This window comes from Actinomyces dentalis DSM 19115, assembly GCF_000429225.1.
GTDB classification, from domain to species: Bacteria; Actinomycetota; Actinomycetes; order Actinomycetales; family Actinomycetaceae; genus Actinomyces; species Actinomyces dentalis.
The window spans coordinates 1-19,074 of record NZ_AUBL01000062.1; the positions used below are offsets into that span (position 1 = coordinate 1).

Below are 19,074 nucleotides of genomic sequence, written 5' to 3' on the forward strand. Positions count from 1 at the left end.
CGCCCTGGGCGAGTGCGGCGGGGATCTGAGCGAGTTCCTCTCGCCGCGGGCCCTGGGGGCCGAGGCCTTCCGGGGCCTGAAGTCCAAGACGCCGGCCTCGCTGGCGGCCTGGTTCGATTTCGACTCCCTGCCGCCGGTGCACTGGAGTGGTGGCGCCGGCGCCGGGACCGAGGTGGATCCGGACATTGTCCGGTGGTGGGTGGTGCTGGCCGACAGGCTGAAGGATCCCAATGGGAGGGGGATCATCGCCCTGTACCTGTCCCTGCTGGAGACGGCGGACGCCGCCGCCCTGGCCGGCCGCGTGGTGCGGGCCTGGGCGGAGCGGGACACCCGTCGCCCCGACCCGGAGGAGAGCCGCGCCCACGCCCAGACCGCCGGCAGGTGGGCCTACGACCACGCCCAGCAGTGGCTGGCGCAGTGCCGGGCGGATAAGAAGATGGCGGACTCCCTGGAGTGGGCGGAGACTCAGGCCGCCATCACGTTGGAGGAGCGCATTGCCGCCGCCTACGCCGAGCACCAGCGCACCTATACGGGTTCGGCGATGGCGGACAAGGGTCTGCTGGCCTTCACGGCGGGCATGGACGACGGCGAGCTGGCCGGGCTGGTGCGCGCCTACATGCGCGACAACCCGGGGCGCCGGGCCCAGTTCGACGCCCTGGTGCGCGCCCTGTACGCCAATGGCGGGCGGCGGGCGCTGCAAGTGCTGCTGGGTGTTGCGCGGCGCCACAAGATGGCCGGCATCCAGGCCACGGCGGGGGCGCTGGTGCAGGAGACGGCCTCCGAGCGGGGGTGGAGCGCCGAGGAGCTGGCGGACCGCACCGTCCCGACCGCGGGTTTCGACGGCGACGGCCTGCTGCGCCTGCCCTACGGGGATCGCGAGTTCACCGGCCGATTGACGCCCGATTTCAAGATCGAGGTGAGCGATGAGACCGGGAGGACCCGCAAGTCGCTGCCGCCCGCCCGCGCCGGTGAGGACGCCGAGACCGTGAAGGCCGCCAAGAAGCGCCTGAGCGCGGCGCGCAAGGAGGCCAAGGAGGTTCTGACCCTCCAGTCCGAGCGGCTGTACGAGGCCATGTGCGCCTCCCGCACCTGGTCGGCTCCCGAGTGGAGAGAACTGCTGGCCGGCCACCCCCTGGTGGGCCGACTGGTCACCCGCCTGATCTGGACGGTCGCCCCGCTCGGGGGCGAGGCTGCCGCCGCGGAGGACTCGGGCCGTGACGCGACCGGAGATGCGGGTTCCGCCGCGACCGCCGGTTCCGGAGTCTCCGGGGAGATCTCATCCGCGGGCGCGATCCTGACCTTCCGTCCCGCGGAGGACGGGGCGCTCATCGGGGCCGACGACGCCGTCGTCGAACTCGACGAGCGGGCGCGGGTGGGCCTGGCCCACCGCGTGCAACTCGCCGACGAGCAGGCGGCCGCCTGGCGCGAGCACCTGGCCGATTACGGGGTCGAGCCCCTGTTCGACCAGCTGAGCGCCGTCGTCCCGCGCATTGAGAAGAACCAGAAGGTCCTCACGGACCTCCAGGGGCACATGACCGACTCCTTCACCCTGCGCGCCGCAGCCCTCAAGCGCGGCTACAAGCGCGGGGAGCCGATGGACGCGGGCTTCTTCGACGCCTACGTCAAGGACTTCGCCGCGCTGAACCTGACCGCGGTACTCGGCTTCACCGGGGCCTGCCTGCCCGAGGAGAACGTCTCCTGCGCCACCACGGGCCTGTCCTTCACCCACGGGGGCCACTACGAGGTTCCGCTGACCGGAGTGCCGCCGGTGCTGCTGGCCGAGTGCCGCGCCGACTACGCCGCCCTGGCCGCCCTGGGCCCCTACGACCCCGACTGGAAGAAGAAGGCCTTCATGTGAGGGGACTCGGAACCGGGGCCGACGTCGGCAGGAACCCGCGGCCGGGGCCGGGGACGCAGTCGGCTGCGATCTGCTTCACGGTGGGGCGTCCCCGGCCGGGGTGCGGTCGGCTGAGACCTGCTCCACGGCCGGGGCGAGGCCGGGCCCGGCGGACCGGGCCACGGCCGGGACTGCACCCCCTCCCGGCCGGGGCCGCCCTCAGCCGAAGGCCCGCCCGAAGTTGACCACCGTGTAGGCGCCGGTCTCGTCGGCGCGCAGAATGAGCCAGGAGGCGTAGGACTCCGTGCCGTACTGGCCGACCTTGAGATGCAACCAGGGCTTGTCCGGATCGTCCGTGGTCACCGGGCAGACGATGGATCCCTGCGGCAGGTTCGTGCCGCGCGGGTTGTACGTCGTCTCTTCGGGGCCCGCCAGCTTGCACTCCACGACCCGGCCGCCCTCGGGGAACTGGAGGGCGCGCACCGTGGTGGAGGGGGTGGGCTGGCCGCCGCCCAGGTGCCCGTCGAGCCTGTCGAGGACATCCTGATCGACCAGACCGGCGGCCGCGGCGTCATCGCCCGAGGCGATGGCGTCGTAGGCGACCTGGACGTCCTGCGCCGTCGGCACCCGGACCGCCCCCGAGGGCAGGCGGTAGAGGACGTCGACGATATCCAGGGAGTCCCCGTCCCACTGGGCGGTGATCGTGGCCTCGGCGCTGCCCGTGCAGGCGTGGCAGTAGCCGTCGCCGGCGGTCTGGAGTCCCGGCATGGTGTAGATCACCGTATTGCCCACGGAGCGCAGGTTCTCGATGGGTGTGTCCGCGAAGTAGTTGGAGTTGTCGGTCGGGAGATCCACGGAGCCGATGAGCGCCTTATCGGCGTCGTAGGCGACGACCGTGCTGTGCTCCCAACCGGCCCCGCCTCCGATGCAGGTCAGGATGGCGAGCATGACCGGCGAGCCGTCGAAGACCCCTGGCAGCACCTCGGTCATGGTGCCGGTCGGCAGTATCCCCCCGATCCCGTCGGAGAGGGATCCGGTGGCCACGCCGTCGACGAAGGTGGCCATCGCCGTCCCCGTGCTCGGGTCCTTGGGTCCGATCAATGAGCAGCGCCCCTCGGGGACCTCCAGGGTGGAGTTCCTCAGGTCGTCGGGGCTGAGCGCCGGCGCGCCCCCGGCGACCGGGGCCGACGTCGGCAGGGCGGTGACGGGCTCGGAACCGGAGTCGAAGGACAGCAAGGACATGGTCGAGCCGTTGAAGACCACCACGGTGTCGCCGGAGGCGAACCACGAGGTCACCGCGCCGTCGACCCGCCATGCGGTGGCGCCGTCCGCAGGGTCGATGGCGACGACGGCGTCCGGGTGCGCCACGACGATCGCGTCCTGGCTCACCAGCCATCGCGGCGGGACCGGGGCGCCCAGGCCGTTGAGCGCGGCGGCCCCCTCCGGCAGGGCGCTCGACCACAGCAGGGTGGAGCCGTCGACGGCCGCCATGGTCGCGCCGTCGCTGACCACCCACACCTGACGGGTCATGGGCAGGTCGACGCCGACGAGTTTGCGGGGCACGTCGACGCGGACCGCCCACACCGGCGCGGCGCCGTCGAGCGTGAGTCCCTTGACCGCCGTCCCGTCGGTGGTCAGGACGCCGTCCGCGCTCACCGCCAGGGGCACGACGTCGGAGGCGGACTCGCCCAGCCGCACGGAGGCGTTCGAGGCCGGTGCCGCGGACGCGCTCGCCTCCGGCGCCGTCGTCGCCCCGGGCGTCGTGGCCGCTCCCGACGGCGTCTCTGTTCCGGGTGTTGCGTCCGTCCCGGGCGTCGTGTCCGTCCCCGGCGCTGTGCCCGCTCCGGGCGCCGTGCCCTGCGAGGGGGCGGAGGGCGCCTCGGAGGGGTCGGCGCTGGGGGCCGCGGCCGATGTCATGCCGGACTTGGCGACCTGGTTGATTCCGGTCGTCAGGTCGATGCGCAGGAAGTCGCCGCAGTCGAGGACGTCCTGCGCCAACTGGCAGTCGAGCGTCGTGCCGACGAGTTCGTCGGGGATGGGCGTCTGCCACACCGGGAGGCCGGACGTCGAGGAGATGTCGGCGGCGATCATTGACTCACGGCCGTCGCTGACGACCCGCATCATCCGCAGCTTGTCGGAGGCGAGAAGCGCGGAGCCCTTAGAGTCGATCGGGGCGGGCATCAGGTTCCCGCCGAGGTTCGACAGGTCGAGCACGGCCTGGAGGGAGGGCGGGTTCTTGTGGGTCTCCGAGCTCCTCGAACGGATCACCATCCATGTGACGGTTCCGGTGATCACGAGCACCAGCACGAGGACCACCCCGATGACGGCGCGGCCGCGGCGGCCCAGACGACGACGGCGCGGCGCCGACACCGGCGACGCCGGCTGCGGGGCGGGTGCTGCCAGCGTTGGTTGCGGGACTGCTGGCGGTGGTGGCGGCGGCGGTGCGAGTCGATCCTGGGCGGGACCAGGGGCCGACTCGGCCTGGGGGGCTCCGGGTTCGGCGGGCGGGATCGGGGTCGATTCCGGCTCCGGTCCGGTCGGCGCTGATGCGGGGGGCTCGGTAGACATGCGATCAGCGTAGAGTCTATCCGGCCGGATGCAGAAATACGTATTCGATCAGTGGGCGCGCATGCCGACCCGCGTCTCGCCTGGTTCCGGTCCTCCGTCCCATCCCAGTGCGTCGCGGCCCGCCGGCCCGCGCCCGGTCCGACTCCTGCTCCGGCCGAGTCCGCTCCTGCTGTGGCCAGTAATCAACAAGGTGACGTCCCCTTGATTTCGGGTGCGGTTGTCGGAGGGGTGTTCGTCCGGGTGTTTCCGGGTGCGGGTCCGGAATGGCGGGCCGGTGTATAATCCCTTCATGGCGGCTATTGTGTTGACCGATGAGGAGTGGGATGCTCTCCGGGCTCATAGGGAGAATGCCCCGCACAAGTTGATGAGGCGGATGGCCGAGGCCATTCTCATGCTGTCGAGGGGGGCGAGCAGGAGGTTCGTGGCGGATTTCGTCGGGCGCTCCGTCGGGACGGTCGGCAGGTGGGTCGGGAAATGGCGGAGGAGCGGCCTGGATTCCATTCGCACCGGGCACGCCGGGAACAGGAACTCCTGCCTGCTCACCGGGGAGCAGGAGGAGGAGGTGCTGAAGGCCCTGTCCCGTCCGCCCTCGGAGCAGGGACTGGATGCGGAGTTCTGGAGCGTTCCCGACCTGGCGGGGTGGATTCACGGTCGTTTCTCCGTGAGGCGGGCGTCGGACGCCTATTACCGCTGTCTGCTGCACATGGCGGGGTTGTCCTTCCACCTGCCCGAGAGCGTGGACCGGCGCCGCGCCCCCGAGGAGGAGATCGAGGCCCGCATGGCGCAGATCCGCGACGAGATCGGCAGGATCACGGGGAAGAAGCCGGACGGGGAGAAGGAGGACCGGGGCCGGCGGGAGACCGGGAGGAAAGAGGAGAACGAGAAGAAGGCGGACGACGAGAAGGGGGTCCGCGAGGATGTCATAGTGGTGTCCGCCGATGAGGTGGGAATCGAGCACGAGGCGATCCTGCGACGGGCCCGGTGCGCGAAGAACACCAAGGTCAAATTGCGGGTCGACCGGGAGAGGAAGTCGCAGAAGTACATCGGGTTCCTCCACGAGTCGGACGGGAGCGTGGACCTCATGCGCCTGGAGCGGGGCAGCACCGAGAACATCGTGAAGGCCCTGATCGAGTTGACACTGAAGTACCCCGGCAAGGAGATCGTCGTGGTGTGGGACAACGCGAGCTATCACAACTCCAAGGAGTTGAACCTGAAGCTGGAGGAGGTCGAGAACCTCAGGAGGGTCCAGTTCATCTACCTGCCGCCCTACAGCCCCGACAAGAATCCCATCGAGCACGTCTGGAACGAGGCCAAGAACTCCATCAGCAACATCCAGCGCGCCGACTTCGAGGACACCCGCGACGCATTCGAGACGTTGATCAGGGAGACGAAATTCAAGTATAGGCTCATGAAATCATCTTGATGATTACTGGCCATGGCCCCACTCCGGCCGAGTCCGCGAGATCGTCACTTGACCCGCGAGCACGTCTGCTGGAGTGACGTGCTCGCGGGTCAAGTGACGATCTCGGCGGTTACCCGACGATCTCGCGGACCGCGGCCCGGCGCTCTCGCGCGTGCGGCGCCCCGAGTCCCTGGAGGGCGTCGACGCCTTCGGCGGCGAGGGAGTTCCCGCGCGTGCAGCGCCCCGGACGCGTCGGCTGGGCGGGACGGGCCGGAAAAGGTGGCTGGCGCATATCTTTCGGGTGTGTCGGCGCTGGTGCGCGCATGGGGAACGGCGTCATTGCGCCACTTCAGGACGGGAGGGGCGTGGGGCGGCGGGTGAAAGATAAGCGCCAGCCACCTTTTCCCAACGTCAGAACCCTGACAATGAACAGCGACACTGGCGAGTCCCTTGGCCCGGTGGTGGTTCCCGCGGGGTCCCTCCCCGTGGCGGCCGCCCGGCCCCGTGCTCCCGCGGATCCCCCGCGTTCGGCAGGGGCGCGGTATCGCTCGGAGGCGCCGCCGGGCTCGGCGACACGCCCCCGCGCTCGACGGGGCACCCTGGCTCCGCGACTCCGCCCGGCAGCGCGGCGTGACACGCCCTCGCTCGACGGGGCACCACTGCCCACTTGGGGCGCGGCGGGCACCGGACGCGGATACACTCGCACCGAGGCCGACACCCCGTGACCCCGATCGGGCCCCATCCGTCCCCCGGCCGAGTGCCCCGGCCGACTGCGCCGCCCGGTGGCGACGGACGGTCGCGACCCGGACCGGGGGGAGAGTTCCGGCCCCGCGATCCCAGCCCGTCGAACCGCCTTCACCGCCGACCGAAGGAGCACCATGACCGAGTCCGATGCCCCCGACCCGGCACCAGCGCGACCGCATGGTCGGACCGACGGGCCCGCGGATCGCAGCACCGTCCCCGGGACGGATGACGGGCCGATTCGCAGGGCGGGTGCGGGTGGGAGCGCCGTCCGCGGAACGGGGGCGGACGAGGAGGCGCAGGCACTGCCCGGGGCGGATCCGGGCCCGCCCGGGGCGGATCCGGGCCCGCCCGTTGAACCGCCGCCCTTCGCCTCCCTGCTGGACGCGCCCTCGGCCGCCCCCGCCAAGGCGGAGCTGCGCGAGCGGATCAACGCCCGGATCGGCGAGTGCCCCGAGGACGACCCCGACTCCCATCACCGGGAGCGCCGCCGGCTGGAGCAGGTCACCGACTCCGACATCGACCAGCTCATCGCCATCGCCGACGGCGCGGGGGGCGAGATCCCGCCCAGCCTCCAGGCCCATGACGTCCGCGCAATCGTCAAGGACTGCTCCCGCCTGCACCTGCTGCACCGGGCCCGGATCGAGGCCCGCTCGCGAAGACCCGACTTCGCGGGGCTGCTGTACGACCCCTCCGTCAAGCGCCTCGATCCGCGGGCGGTCGAACAGGTCCTCCGGGCGACCGACCTGCCCGAACGCGACTGGGCGACCTGGTTCGACAACTGGTTGTGGTACCACCACGACCCGCACAGTGTCTGGCCGTGGGCGCTGGCCAACCCCGACCTGGTCGTCGAGCGCCTCCGGGACACCCGCCTAGCCGCCCAGGCGCTGCAGACCCTGGAGCACATGCCCACCATCCCCGAGCAGATCCTGCCGACCCTGGCGCAGATCGCCATCGGCCCCTCCACGGTCAACCGGCCCCTGGCGCGGCGGATCGTGGCCCGCCATGCGCGGACCGGGGCGCCCGGCGGGCCGGACGAGGACCCGGACGGCGCCGGAGCCGACTCCCCGCGGGTCGGGGACCTGGCCGCCCGGGCCCTGGCGGGAGGGGCGAAGCAGCGCGAGGCCGCGGCGCAGTGGCTGGCCGAGCTCGCCGACCCGACCGCCGTCGTCGCCCTGCGCGAGGCCCTGGCCAGGGAGACCTCGCCGAGACCGCGGGCCGCGCTGCTGGGCGCGCTCGCCGCATGCGACGAGCGCGCCGCCGAGCTGGTCGCGCCGCGGACCCTGGAGGCGGAGGCCGAGCGCGGCCTGAAGCGGAGGCCCCCGGCGTCCCTGGCCTGGTTCGACGCCGACGCCCTGCCGGCGCTGCGGTGGGCCGACGGGACCGCCGTCGACCCGCGGGTGGCCCGCTGGTGGGTCGTCCTGGCGGACAGGCTCAAGGACCCCAGCGGCCACGGCATGTTCGAGCTCTACCTGGACCGCCTCGACGCGGCCGACGCCGCCGCCCTCGGCTCCCACGTGCTGCGGGCCTGGATCGCCCAGGACACCATCCGACCGCCCGAGGAGGAGTCGCGCGCCCACGCCGAGCTCGAGGGGCGGAGGAACCACGACCGGGCGCAGCGGGACCTCGCCCGGGCGATCGGCACGGAGCAGGAGGACTACGCGCGCCGCCAGGCGGCCGTGCCGCTGTCCCGGCACGTGGAGCGCGCCTACCGCTACCACCACCAGCTCTTCCCCGGCTCGGCGATCGCCGACAAGGGCCTGCTCGCCCTGACCGTGCGCATGGACGGGGCCGAGCTGGCGCGGGCCGTGCGCGACTACGAGGCCACCTGCTGGCGCTGGCAGGGCGGGCACCGCGCCCAGCTGGCCGCCCTCATGACCGCCCTGGCCGCCAACGGCCACCCCGACGCCCTGGCCCTGCTCCAGAGCGCCGCGCGCGGCCACACCATGCGCTCCATCCGGAAGACGGCCACCGCCCTGCTGGAGCAGGTCGCCCGGTGGCGGGGCTGGAGCGCCGACGAACTGGCCGACCGCATGATCCCCACCGCGGGCTTCGACGACGACGGCGCGCTGCGCCTGTCCTACGGGGGGCGGACCGTCATCGCCCGCCCGACCCCGGAGGGCGGGGTCGTCCTGGCCGACGCCGACGGCAGGCCCCTCAAGTCCCTGCCGGCCGCGCGCACGCCCGACGACCCGGGCGGGGCCGACGATGCGAAGAAGCGGCTGGGGTCCGCCCGCAGGCAGGTCAAGGCCGTCATGTCCCTCCAGGCCTCCCGCCTGTACGAGGCCATGTGCGCCTCCCGGACGTGGCCGGCCGACCAGTGGCGCGAGCTGCTGGCCGACCACCCCCTGGTGGGCCGGCTCGTCACCCGCCTGATCTGGGAGGCCCTGCCCGACGGCGTGCGCTTCCGCCCGGCCGAGGACGGGGCGCTGCTCGGGGCGGACGACGCCGCCGTCGAGCTCGCCCCCGGCACCGCCGTGCGCCTGGCCCACCGCACGGCCCTGAGCGGGGCCGAGGCGGACGCGTGGCGCCGGCACCTGGCCGACTACGAGGTGGACCCGCCCTTCGACCAGCTGGGCGCCGCCGCTCCCGACGTCCCGGCCGACGCCACCGCGGTCCGGGCGCCCGGCGGCCGCCGCGTCACCACCACCCTCGCACTGCGCCGGGCCGCCGCGAAGCGCGGCTGGCGGCGCGCCCCCGCCGAGGACGGCGGCTGGTTCTGGAGCTACCTCAAGGACTTCCCCTCCCTGGGCCTGACGGCGGCCGTCAACTTCAGCGGCGCCCGACTGCCCGAGGAGGACCAGCCCTGCGCTGTCGACGACCTGGAGGTGCGCCGCGGCCGCGCGCCCGTGGTCCTGGGCCGGGTCCCGCCGGTGCTCCTGGCCGAGTGCTGCGCCGACTTCGCGGCGCTGGCGGCCCTGGGCCGGCCCGACCCCCACTGGCGCCCGAGCGCGGGGGCCGACCGTGCGTGAGTCCGTGACCATCCTCGGCTCCGGCCAGTCGGCGGCCCCCGCCGGCGTCGAGTTGCGCGCGGCGCTGGAGCGGCTGCGCGCCGACGTCTGCGAACCCGACTGGATGCGCCTGGAGGCGGCCCAGGTCGGCGAGACCGAGCTCGCCGAGCTCATCGCCGTCGCCGAGGGCCGTCTGCACCGCCACCCGCGGCTCATCCGGCGCCTCGGCCTGGACTGGGTGCTCGAGCACGGCCCGAGCCTGGGCCTCGTCCACGCCCTGCGGCTCGTGTCCTCCGAGCGCGCGCCGCGCTACTGGCCGGTGCTGCGCGCCCGCACCGGGCGCGACGACGACCCGCGCGCCATCCACGAGCTCATGGTCGGCCTCGACATCCCGGTCGAGCGCAGCCGCGTCGAGACCGAGAGCCTCGCCTTCCGCGAGCTGACGGCCGGGGCGGCGCGGTCCTGGTACCTGGAGCACCCCGAGGACCTCGTCGCCCGCCTGGCCGACCCCGACACGGCCCTGCACGCCCTGGAGATCCTGGCGGGCTTCCGGTGGGTCCCGCGCGCCATCCACGACGCCGTCACCGGGCTGGCGCTGTCCGGGGAGCGCGCCTCCCTCCCGGCGCGCCGGGTCCTGGGCGCCACGCCCGAGGTGCGCGCGGCGGCCCTTCACGGCCTGGTGGCCTCCACGGCCCGCGAGCGGGTCGCGGCGGCCGGCTGGCTGGCCGAGCTCGCCGACCCCGGGGACCGCCCCGCCCTGCGCGAGGCCCTGCGCGAGGAGGCCAGCGAGTCGGTGCGCGCCATGATCGTCAGGGCGCTGGCCGCCTGCGGGGAGGACGTCTCCGCCCACCTGGCCCCCGAGGAGCTGGCCGGGCGCGCGGCCCTGGGGCTGGCCAGGCCCAGGGCCGCCCCGCCGGCCTGGCTCGACCTGGATCGCCTGCCCGCGGTCCGCTGGGCGGCCGACGGCGCCCGGGTCGACCCCGTCATCGTCCGGTGGTGGGTGGTGCTCGCCGAGCAGCTCGGACGCCTGCGCACCGCGGTCGTGAGCGCCCCCCTGGACCTCTACCTGCCGCTGCTGCGGCCCGAGGACGCCGCCGGGCTCGCCGACGGCGTGGTCCGCACCTGGCTGGAGCACGACCTGGCGGCGGCGGCCGACCCGCGGACCCGCGAACTGGCCGAGGCGGAGGGGCTGGCGGCGTGGGAGGAGGCCCTCACCCGCCTCCAGGAGTCGGCCTTCGCCCTGCCGGCCCCGCAGCAGGGGATCCTGGTGGACGCCGCCGCCCGCCCGCCCGAGCAGTACGTGGCCGAGGCGCTGCGGCGCAGGGGCGGGTCGGAGCAGGAGCACCGGGGACTGGCCTCCTTCGCCCTCGCCATGGACCGCGGCGAGGTGGTGGAGCTGGTGCACGCGGCCCTGGAGGCCCACCGCTGGGACGACGTGCGCGGCCGCACCCTCGTCGACATGCTCGCCCTCGGCGCCGCCCCGCCGGGAACCGCCCTGGACCATCTCGCCGGGCGCCCGACGACGACCGCCGCCCTGCGCCGCACCCTCAGCGAGCGCGGCTACGTGCGCGGGGCGATCGGCACGGGCGGGTCGGTCAGCGAGTACACCTGGACCGACCCCGCCTCGGGGATCACGGCCGCCATCACCTTCTCCGGGGCCGACCTGCCCGAGGAGGACGCCCCCTGCACGATCGGCAGGCTGGAGCTGCGCCAGGCCCGCCGCGCCCTGCCCCTGCACCTGGCGCCGCCCCGGCTGCTGGCCTGGTGCTGGTCCGACTACCGCGCACTGGCGCGCCCCGGTGCCAGCCCCGGGGACGGCGCGGACGCGGGCCCCGGGAATCCCGGGGACGGCGCGGGTGAGGCCCCCGGGAGCGCCGTCGGCGCCGAAGGCGCCGGGAACGGGGCGGGATCATGAGCCCGGCGCCCGCACTGGTGTCGCGGACGCGGGCCCCGGCGGCGCCGTCGGTCCCGCCGACGCTCGGTGACCCGGCTCTCCTGGCCGAAGCGGGAGCATCAGGCTAGCCTTGCCTCGGCAGCAAGTTCCCGTCGGCGAAAGGGGAGTCGTGGCGTTCAGCGGCGAGTCGTCCGAGCCCGAGTCCGTCTCCTCGCGCCGCATGGCGCGGCGCCTGCTCTCCGGCGCGGGGTGCGCGACGCTGACCGCCTACCGCTATGGCGGCGTCTGCTCCCAGATCGCCCTCCACGCGCTGGACTCCGACGGGCGGGTGCTCGTCGCCGCCCGCCCCCTGCCCGACCATCCCCTGGCCTCGCTGGACGACGACGAGATAGCCGAGGTGCGCCTGGACGTGACGCTGGAGGCCGCCGAGCCGGGCCTGCGGATCACGACGGCGACGGCGCACCTGCTCGGCGCGCTGCGCTGGCTCGGCCGGGCCGAGGCCGCCCTGGTCCTCGCCGGGGGCTCCGCCGCCTGCCACTGCCCGATCACGGGGGAGAACCCCCTGGTCGGGCTCGCGGACCTCGCCTGCGCGCCCGGCGGGCGCCTGGGCGTCATCGAGACCGAGCGCGTCATGGTCCATGACGCCATGGGCGTCAGCGGCCACAGCATCGAGCAGGTCCTGTCCCTGGGGGAGGGGGCGCCGGTGCTCCTGTGGAGCTCCTTCGACGCCCTCAGCGCGCACGAGGAGGTCTCCGAGCTCGGCGACGCCGCCCTCGACATCCTGTGCACCGCGGTCGGGAAGGGCGCCGTGGCGGGCATCGTGTGCTCGCACCGGCCCGCGGCGGGCCTGTGCCCCTCCCTGTGGGGCCGTGTCCTGTGCGTGGACGTCGCCCCGGACGCCGTGACCCTCATGCGCCTGAGCCGGACCTGCATCGACACGCTCCAGGTGTGGCTGCCGGACCGGATGCGCCGCGCCTGCGAGGTCGCCCCCTACCTGCGCCGGCTCGTGCAGGACGCGCTGCTGGCCGACGCGCTGGGGTCCTGAAGCCCCGTCGCCCCGGGCGCCTGCGGACGCCGCCTGGCCGCCGAGCAGGCCCGGCCGGCTTACACGGGTCGCCCCGGGCGCCGCGAGTCATCTGCGGGTGCCGCGCATGCCGTCCGTCATCGCGAGGCCGCTCGCGGGCCCCGCGCATCCCGTTCCTCTCCGGGCCTTTCCGGGCCCGCGTTGACTCCTGGTTTCCCGGGCCGCGCATGGACGCCGAACGGGGCCCCGCCGCACGGCGGAACCCCGTTCCGATTGAGAGGCTCTGACTGAGAGCGCGTCCGTGTCAGCCGTGTCGCGCGCTCGCGGGGGCGGGACGGGCTGGCCGCGCCCGCGCTCAGCGGGCCTCGTAGGACAGGCAGCTGGCGTTGCCGGCGCTGAAGGAGACGGCCTCGGCCGTGCACATGAGGTCGGTGTTGTGGACGCACTCCAGGCGCTGGCAGGCGCCGACGTGACCCTCCGCCACGGGCAGGCCGCCGCGGGCGTCGAGGGTGATGAAGGTGGAGCAGGCGGGGGTGGCGGCGTCGCCGCCGACGGTGATCGCGAAGGCGGTGCAGCCCCCGTTGTTGAAGGCGCAGGCGGTGGTGGCGCAGGACTTGATGGCGGTGACGGTCGGCATGATCGTGCTCCTCTCGTGAGTTCTCCGGCTGCCCGGAGCGGCTGACGTAATTCAAGGTAGGCAGGGTTCGCCGGCGGGCGCAAGCGTTGGCGGAAACCTCGTTGTGAGCATTGTGGAATCGTTGGAATGCTGCGGATTCAAAGGGGCGTTCCGGATGTGGGCGGGGTTGTCGTCCGCGGCCGCGAAGGCGCTCTTGCGCATGTTCCCTATTTCCAATTCAGGGCAGGTCGTCCTTGCTGAGGCCCGCCTGACCCGGGGTCGCGGGGTCCCGCCGGCCCCGCCTGTGCACGCGGCGGGGGCTCACACTGGACGCCCCAGCGGATACCGTCCCGCCGGCCCCGCCTGGGTGCGCGCGGAGGGGCGGCCCCGGGATTCACCACGACACCGTGCGCACTGCCGGTGGCTGCGGGGGCTCGAGGCCCGCGGGTGCGCGCCGAGTCGTCTGCTGCGCCTCTTTCCCTCTGCTACGCCCCCTCGCCCTCCACTACGCTCCTTTTTCTCGTACATTGGAGGGTGAAGGAGCGCAGTAGACGGAAAGAGGTGTAGCAGACGCAGGTCCGCCGGGTGAGTCCCCCGGCGCGCGGTGTGGTGGCACCGCGGAGCTCCTCCGACGGGTCGCTCTTGCTCATCGTGCGGATGAGGTCGGACCGCAGTGGGGCGGGTGGGGCTCCTGGGACGACTCGGGGCGGGCAGTTGTCCAAATCTGTTGCAAAGGCGTCCCGGACCGGGATCAGCCGGGAGAAGAACCGCGGAATACCAACGATTCTCTTCGCGCGCTCCGGCTCGATCCGGGCCTTTGCAACAGATTTGGACAAACTTCCACCCGGACGCGGCCGGTGACGTGGCGCTGAATCATCCCCTGCGCCCCTCCTCCACCATGCGCCTCACTGGCCCCACTGGGGTCGGGGTTCGTCAGGCCCGGTGTGCCCGAAAAGCCCGGACGCGCCCCGCCGGCTCCGCTGGGGTCGGGATCCGGGGCGCTGTTCGACCCGTTGGAAGGCCGATTGTTGAGTGCTCCGACCCTCGGCCCGCGCGGGCCCGGCGGTCCGGCTTGACGGCGCCCCGAAACTGTGTCACTGTATTAATGCAGTGACACAGATGCTTCGGCCGGGCATCCGCCACTGCGCTCATGAGCACCACCCGTCCATCCACCCAGGGAGGCTGCATGCAGGTCGACGACACCCGTCCGATCTGGATCCAGCTGGTCGACGCCTTCCGGCATCGGATCGTGTCCGGCCAGTGGGAGCCCGGCAGCAAGATCCCCAGCGTCCGCGAGCTCGCCTCCGGCGCCGGGGTCAACCCCAACACCGTCCAGCGCGCCCTCGCCGAGCTCGACCGCACGGGCCTGACCAGTGCCGAGCGCACCGCCGGCCGCTTCGTCACGGCGGACGCCGCCGTCCTCGACGCGGTCCGGCGCGAGCTCGCCACCGGGGCGACCGACGCCTACATCGTCGCCCTCACCGGTCTGGGCATGAGCCTCGACGGCGCCACGCGCCTGCTCGCCGAGCGCTGGACCGATCGACCCGCCACAGGAGAACCCCAGTCATGAGCACACCCGCAACCCCCGTCCCGGCCGGCAGCGCGCCGGGGAGCGGCCCGACGCCGCCCGCCGCGCCCGCGGCCTCCCCGACGTCATCCGCTGCACCCCCGGCGCCCGCCGCGGCCAGTCCCGCCGCGTCCCCGCTGCGCGCCTTCCGCACGATCCCGCCCGTCCCCGGCAATGAGGACGTCGAGGCCGCCGTCGTCGTGACCAACCTGACCAAGACCTACCGCGGCCGCCTCGCCCTGAGGGACCTCAGCCTGGAACTTCCCGCGGGCCGCATCACCGGGCTCATGGGGTCCAACGGCTCGGGCAAGACCACGCTGCTCAAGATCCTCGCCGGCGTCCTGGCCGACTACCAGGGCCGGGTCCGCATCGCCGGGCACGCCCCCGGCCCCCGGTCCAAGGCCGCCGTCGCCTTCCTGCCCGACGCCGCCTTCATCGCCGACAACCTCACCGCCGAGCGGGCCGTGGCCTACTACGCCAGGTTCTTCGCCGACTTCGACGCGGACAAGGCGCGCGACCTCATCCGCTTCTTCAAGCTCCCCGCGGACCGCACCATCAAGGAGATGAGCAAGGGCATGGGGGAGAAGCTGCGCATCGCGCTGACCATGTCCCGGCGCGCCCGCGTCTACCTCCTCGACGAGCCGATCTCCGGCGTCGACCCCGCCGCGCGCGAGGTCCTCATGAACGGCATCCTCACCGATTTCAACCCCGACTCCCTCCTGCTCATCTCCACCCATCTCATCGCCGACGTCGAGCCGATCGTCGACTCCGTCGTCTTCCTCCACGAGGGCGGCCTGATGCTGGCGGGCGACGCCGACGACCTGCGCGAGGCCAGCGGTATGAGCCTCGACGCCCTGTTCCGGAAGGAGTACCGCTGATGTTCCGCACGCTCTTCGTCCAGGAGGCCCGCACCCAGCTGCGGCGCAATGCCGCGGTGCTCGGCCTGGGGGCCCTGCTCGCGGCCGGATTCCTGGTCCTGTGGTGGTTCTTCGCCCGGGTGCCCGTGATGGCCCCCCTCCTGCAGATGGGGATGCTGGTGTGCCTCGCGGGGACGCCGCTGGTGGTCGGCATCCAGGTCGCGGCCGAGTACTGGTCCTCGATGTACGGCCGGCGCGGGTACCTCACCATGACCCTGCCCGTGCGCGGGCGCGCGCTCTACCTTGCGAAGGCGCTCTACGCCCTCCTCGTCGGACTGGCCGTCACCGCCGCGGTGGTCGCGGGGATCGTGGCGTGGGCCTTGGTCTCCGCCCTCGCCATGGGCGCCGACGCCGCCACGGCGTGGGGCCGGATCGCGGACGTCTTCGGAGCCGTGGGTCCGGGGTGGGCGCTGTTCATGGTGGCCGCGACCGTGCTCATGGTGGCCAACCTGGTGCTCGAGGTCTTCGCGGTCATGAGCATCGGGGCCGAGGGCCGGTGGAACCACCTCGGCTTCGGGGCGCCGATGATCGGCTTCGTCATCGTGTACGTCGCCAATCAGGTGGTGTCGATGGTCTCGACCGTGCTCATCCCCTTCGGCATCGATTCGCGGACGGGGAGCGTTCAGACGCGCATCATGCTCCCCGAGCTCATCGACGCCGTGCGCACGGGGGCCGAGGTGACCTATGTGGGCATGGGGGCCCTGATCGCCGGTCCGATCGTGGCCCTCCTCATGGCCTGGTGGGCGATCCGCTCCATCGAGCACCACACCTCCCTGCGCTGAGCGGCGGGGCCGGCGGGCGCGCTCTCAGGCGATGGTGGCCTGGGCGAGCACCCGCCGGCCGTCGTCGCCCCCGTAGACGACGGCGGACTGGCCGGCCGCCAGCCCCCGCAGCGGCTGGCGCAGATCGGCGTGCAGCGTCCCGGCCCCGCGATCGACGACGACGTCGGCGGGCACGGGCCGCCCGTGCGCGCGCACCTGCACGGCGACGTCCTCCCAGCCCCCGCCGTCGGGCTCGGCGAGCAGGACCAGATCGTCGGCGTCGAGCGCCGAGCGCCGCAGCAGCTCCTCGGGGCCGACGACGACCTCATTGGTGGCCGGGCGCGTCTCGATGACGTAGCGGGGGCGGCCGTCGGGCGCGGGGCGGGTGAGCCCCAGGCCCCGGCGCTGGCCCACCGTGAAGCCGAAGTAGCCCTGGTGCGTGCCCAGGACCTCGCCGTCGGGGGAGACCATCGCCCCCTCGCGCACGCCGAGCGAGCGCTGCAGAAAACCGCGGGTGTCGCCGTCGGCCACGAAGCAGATGTCGTAGGAGTCGGGCTTGGCGGCCACCGGCAGGCCGCGCCGCGCCGCCTCGGCGCGCACGGCCGCCTTGGAGGGGGCCCCGCCCAGCGGGAACAGGGCGCGGGACAGGCCCGCCCGGCCGGAGACGGCCAGGACGTAGGACTGGTCCTTGGCGGCGTCGGCGGCGCGCGACAGGGTCAGGCCCGAGGTTTGGCCGGGGCGGCCGGAGGCGGCGCCGCCGGTCAGGCGCGCGTAGTGGCCGGTGGCCACGGCGTCGAACCCCAGGGCCAGGGCCCGGGCGAGGAGGGCGTCGAACTTGACGCGCTCGTTGCAGCGCACGCAGGGGTTGGGGGTGCGCCCGGCCCGGTACTCGGCCAGGAAGTCGGCCACGACGCGCTCCTCGAACTGCTCGGACAGGTCCCACACGTAGAAGGGGATGCCGAGGATCTCGGCGGCCCAGCGGGCGTCGGAGGCGTCCTCGACGGAGCAGCATCCGCGCGAGCCGCAGCGTGTGGCGGCGCGCTCGCGGGTCAGGGCCATGTGCACGGCGACGACGTCGTGGCCGGCGTCCACGGCGCGCGCGGCCGCGACCGCGGAGTCGACTCCGCCCGACAGCGCCGCCAGGACGCGCATGACTCTCCCTCCCGCCCGACGGCGTGGTGCGGTGGTCGGGCCCCGCGCAGCCTAGCGCGGCGGCGCGGCGGCCGTCGCCATGACGCCGGGCCCGTCGTCATGGCGCCGCCGGCTCGGGCGCGACGTGATGGCGACGCCGGCTCGGGCACGGGGCGGGCGCTCACCGCTCACAGCGCGGCGACGTCGTCGATCCTCCAGCTGGCCTGGTCCTCCCAGTGCAGGGAGACGCGCAGCGATCCCTGGGCGGCCGCGGTGGTCGCGGGTTCCTCCCCCATGGGGTGGGTCAGGTACTCGCCCGAGGTCACGTCGAGGGTGATGGTGTAGCGGTCGGGGCCTTCGGTGTCGGCGCTGATGGAGAAGAAGCCGATCTGCTGGTCCCAGGGGTCGGTCCAGCCCCCGGCCGAGTGGAGGGCGGTCGCGGTGGCGGCGGCCGAGGCGCAGTAGGCGCAGTCGGGGCCGCTCATCGCCTGCCAGGCGGTCGACTCGCCGGTGGCCTGGAGGTAGGGCCGGAGGCCGATGAAGTACTGGGCGGCGGCGACGGCGCCGTCGACGGTGCGCTGGTCGGCCTCGGCGGGGCGCTGGGGCTCGGGCGTGGCCAGGGCGGTGTCGCGCAGGGCCCGCTCCTCGGGGCTCAGGGCGGCCACGGCGTCGGCCGCCTCGCTCGACAGCGGGGGCGGTGTGCGGTTCGCCGCCGAGGCGGTGACTGCGGCGGAGACGGATGCGTCGGCGGCCGAGGGGGAGGCGCCCGCCTGGTTGTGCGACGTCGAGCAGGCCGCGATCCCCGCCGCGGCCAGTATGAGGCACGACGCCGTCAGGCGGCGCACCGTCATTGCGCGGCGGCCCGCCACCGGTTGGCGGCGGCTTATCGTCGGCCGGCGGCTCGTCACCGGCCGACGGCTCGATTGAGTGCGGACCATGCTGCGGCCTTTCGCTGTCGGATGTGTCTGGTCAGTGTCCTTGGGCTTCTTCGGCGTCGTCGGTGAGGTAGGTGATGGTGCGCACGATGTCGAAGGGCGGGGTGGTCTCGGTGGTGGTGATGGTGCCCTGGACGGGTCGGGGTGAGCCTCCGTCGGGGGTGAGGGTGGCGGTCCAGGTGGTGGTCAGGGTGATGGTGACGGCGGTGGCGGTGCGCTGGTAGCGGTGGGCGATGGTGTGGTGGGGGTAGGGGGCTCCGGGGTCGGTGGTGGTCGTGGTGGTGCCGTCGCCCCAGTCGAAGGCGTAGGCGGTGGGGGTGGCGGTGACGGTGACGGGGGTGTTGGCGACGGTGGTGGTGATGGTGCGGGTGTCGGGGCTGGTGTAGGCGATGACGTCGAGGGTGATCAGGGCCTGGGGTCCGGGGGGCTGGCGGTGCAGGCCGGATCCGTCGACCAGGAGGGCGGCGGCGTCGGTGGCGGTGATGGTCACCGTGGTCGGGGGCTCCCCTCCTGCGCCGCCGCCGGGGTCGGGTGCGGCGGGGGCGAAGAGGCATGAGAGGGAGTACAACTCCCTGAGGCCCACTTCGCCCAGGTAGCAGAGCCCCGCGGCACCGCCGTCGGCGCCGTCGGCGGATGCGGTGGCGGCCCCGTCGCCGTCTGCGCCGCCGGTGCGCGGGGTCCCGGTGTCCGGCCGGCCGGGGGACTGGACCTGCGTCCTGGTGGTGCCGGT

The 19,074-nt window shown here is 73.8% G+C and carries 12 protein-coding genes and 1 pseudogene; 8 read left to right on the forward strand and 5 right to left on the reverse strand.

Annotation, left to right across the window (positions count from 1 at the left end; genetic code table 11):
- The coding region (locus G446_RS17775; protein ID WP_034470446.1) for a DUF4132 domain-containing protein at positions 1-1,858 on the forward strand (1,858 nt) is incomplete at its 5' end.
- A gap of 198 nt (positions 1,859-2,056) precedes the next feature.
- On the opposite strand, the gene G446_RS0112135 is transcribed toward G446_RS17775, so the two are convergent.
- Positions 2,057-4,207, reverse strand: coding sequence for a PQQ-binding-like beta-propeller repeat protein (locus tag G446_RS0112135; RefSeq protein ID WP_051285983.1), 2,151 nt, complete (start codon positions 4,205-4,207; stop codon positions 2,057-2,059).
- Positions 4,208-4,694: 487 nt separating this feature from the next.
- Here G446_RS0112135 and G446_RS0112140 point away from each other — a divergent pair, with 487 nt between their 5' ends.
- The 4 genes from G446_RS0112140 to G446_RS0112155 all read left to right on the forward strand — a co-directional run bounded on the left by G446_RS0112140 (position 4,695) and on the right by G446_RS0112155 (position 12,438).
- Positions 4,695-5,828 (forward strand): IS630 family transposase, encoded by a 1,134-nt coding sequence (locus tag G446_RS0112140; protein WP_026410340.1) that lies wholly within the window; start codon positions 4,695-4,697, stop codon positions 5,826-5,828.
- 857 nt (positions 5,829-6,685) lie between these two features.
- The gene (locus tag G446_RS17780; protein ID WP_051285984.1) at positions 6,686-9,520 is read left to right on the forward strand and encodes a DUF4132 domain-containing protein; all 2,835 of its coding nucleotides are present in this window, start codon (positions 6,686-6,688) and stop codon (positions 9,518-9,520) included.
- Entirely contained in the window at positions 9,513-11,414 is a 1,902-nt protein-coding gene (locus G446_RS17785) for a hypothetical protein (protein ID WP_034470449.1), read from the forward strand. The genes G446_RS17780 and G446_RS17785 overlap by 8 nt, the downstream gene beginning before the upstream one ends.
- Positions 11,415-11,562: 148 nt before the next feature.
- Positions 11,563-12,438 carry a hypothetical protein gene (locus tag G446_RS0112155; RefSeq protein ID WP_026410341.1) on the forward strand — a complete coding sequence of 292 codons (876 nt, stop codon included), beginning with the start codon at positions 11,563-11,565 and terminating at the stop codon, positions 12,436-12,438.
- 334 nt (positions 12,439-12,772) lie between these two features.
- Here G446_RS0112155 and G446_RS0112160 read toward each other — a convergent pair whose 3' ends face one another.
- Entirely contained in the window at positions 12,773-13,054 is a 282-nt protein-coding gene (locus G446_RS0112160) for a DUF1540 domain-containing protein (protein ID WP_026410342.1), read from the reverse strand.
- A 1,165-nt stretch (positions 13,055-14,219) separates the two neighbouring features.
- On the opposite strand from G446_RS0112160, the gene G446_RS0112165 reads away from it, so the two are divergent.
- From G446_RS0112165 to G446_RS0112175, 3 genes are read left to right on the forward strand one after another with little or no spacing between them, the layout of a single operon-like run.
- A complete protein-coding gene (locus G446_RS0112165; RefSeq protein ID WP_026410343.1) occupies positions 14,220-14,603 on the forward strand; it encodes a GntR family transcriptional regulator in 384 nt (127 codons plus the stop codon).
- Positions 14,600-15,478 carry an ABC transporter ATP-binding protein gene (locus G446_RS0112170; RefSeq protein WP_084779227.1) on the forward strand — a complete coding sequence of 293 codons (879 nt, stop codon included), beginning with the start codon at positions 14,600-14,602 and terminating at the stop codon, positions 15,476-15,478. The genes G446_RS0112165 and G446_RS0112170 overlap by 4 nt, the downstream gene beginning before the upstream one ends.
- Positions 15,478-16,299, forward strand: coding sequence for a hypothetical protein (locus G446_RS0112175; protein WP_026410345.1), 822 nt, complete (start codon positions 15,478-15,480; stop codon positions 16,297-16,299). The genes G446_RS0112170 and G446_RS0112175 overlap by 1 nt, the downstream gene beginning before the upstream one ends.
- A 24-nt stretch (positions 16,300-16,323) precedes the next feature.
- On the opposite strand, the gene mnmA is transcribed toward G446_RS0112175, so the two are convergent.
- The 3 genes and pseudogenes from mnmA to G446_RS20410 all read right to left on the reverse strand — a co-directional run.
- Positions 16,324-17,430, reverse strand: a complete 1,107-nt coding sequence (mnmA, locus tag G446_RS0112180) for a tRNA 2-thiouridine(34) synthase MnmA (RefSeq protein WP_026410346.1) — start codon at positions 17,428-17,430, stop codon at positions 16,324-16,326.
- A 167-nt stretch (positions 17,431-17,597) separates the two neighbouring features.
- The gene (locus G446_RS18895) at positions 17,598-18,260 is read right to left on the reverse strand and encodes a DUF6318 family protein (protein ID WP_051285985.1); all 663 of its coding nucleotides are present in this window, start codon (positions 18,258-18,260) and stop codon (positions 17,598-17,600) included.
- Positions 18,261-18,378: 118 nt separating this feature from the next.
- Positions 18,379-19,074, reverse strand: a pseudogene (locus tag G446_RS20410) (hypothetical protein); the annotation flags it as partial.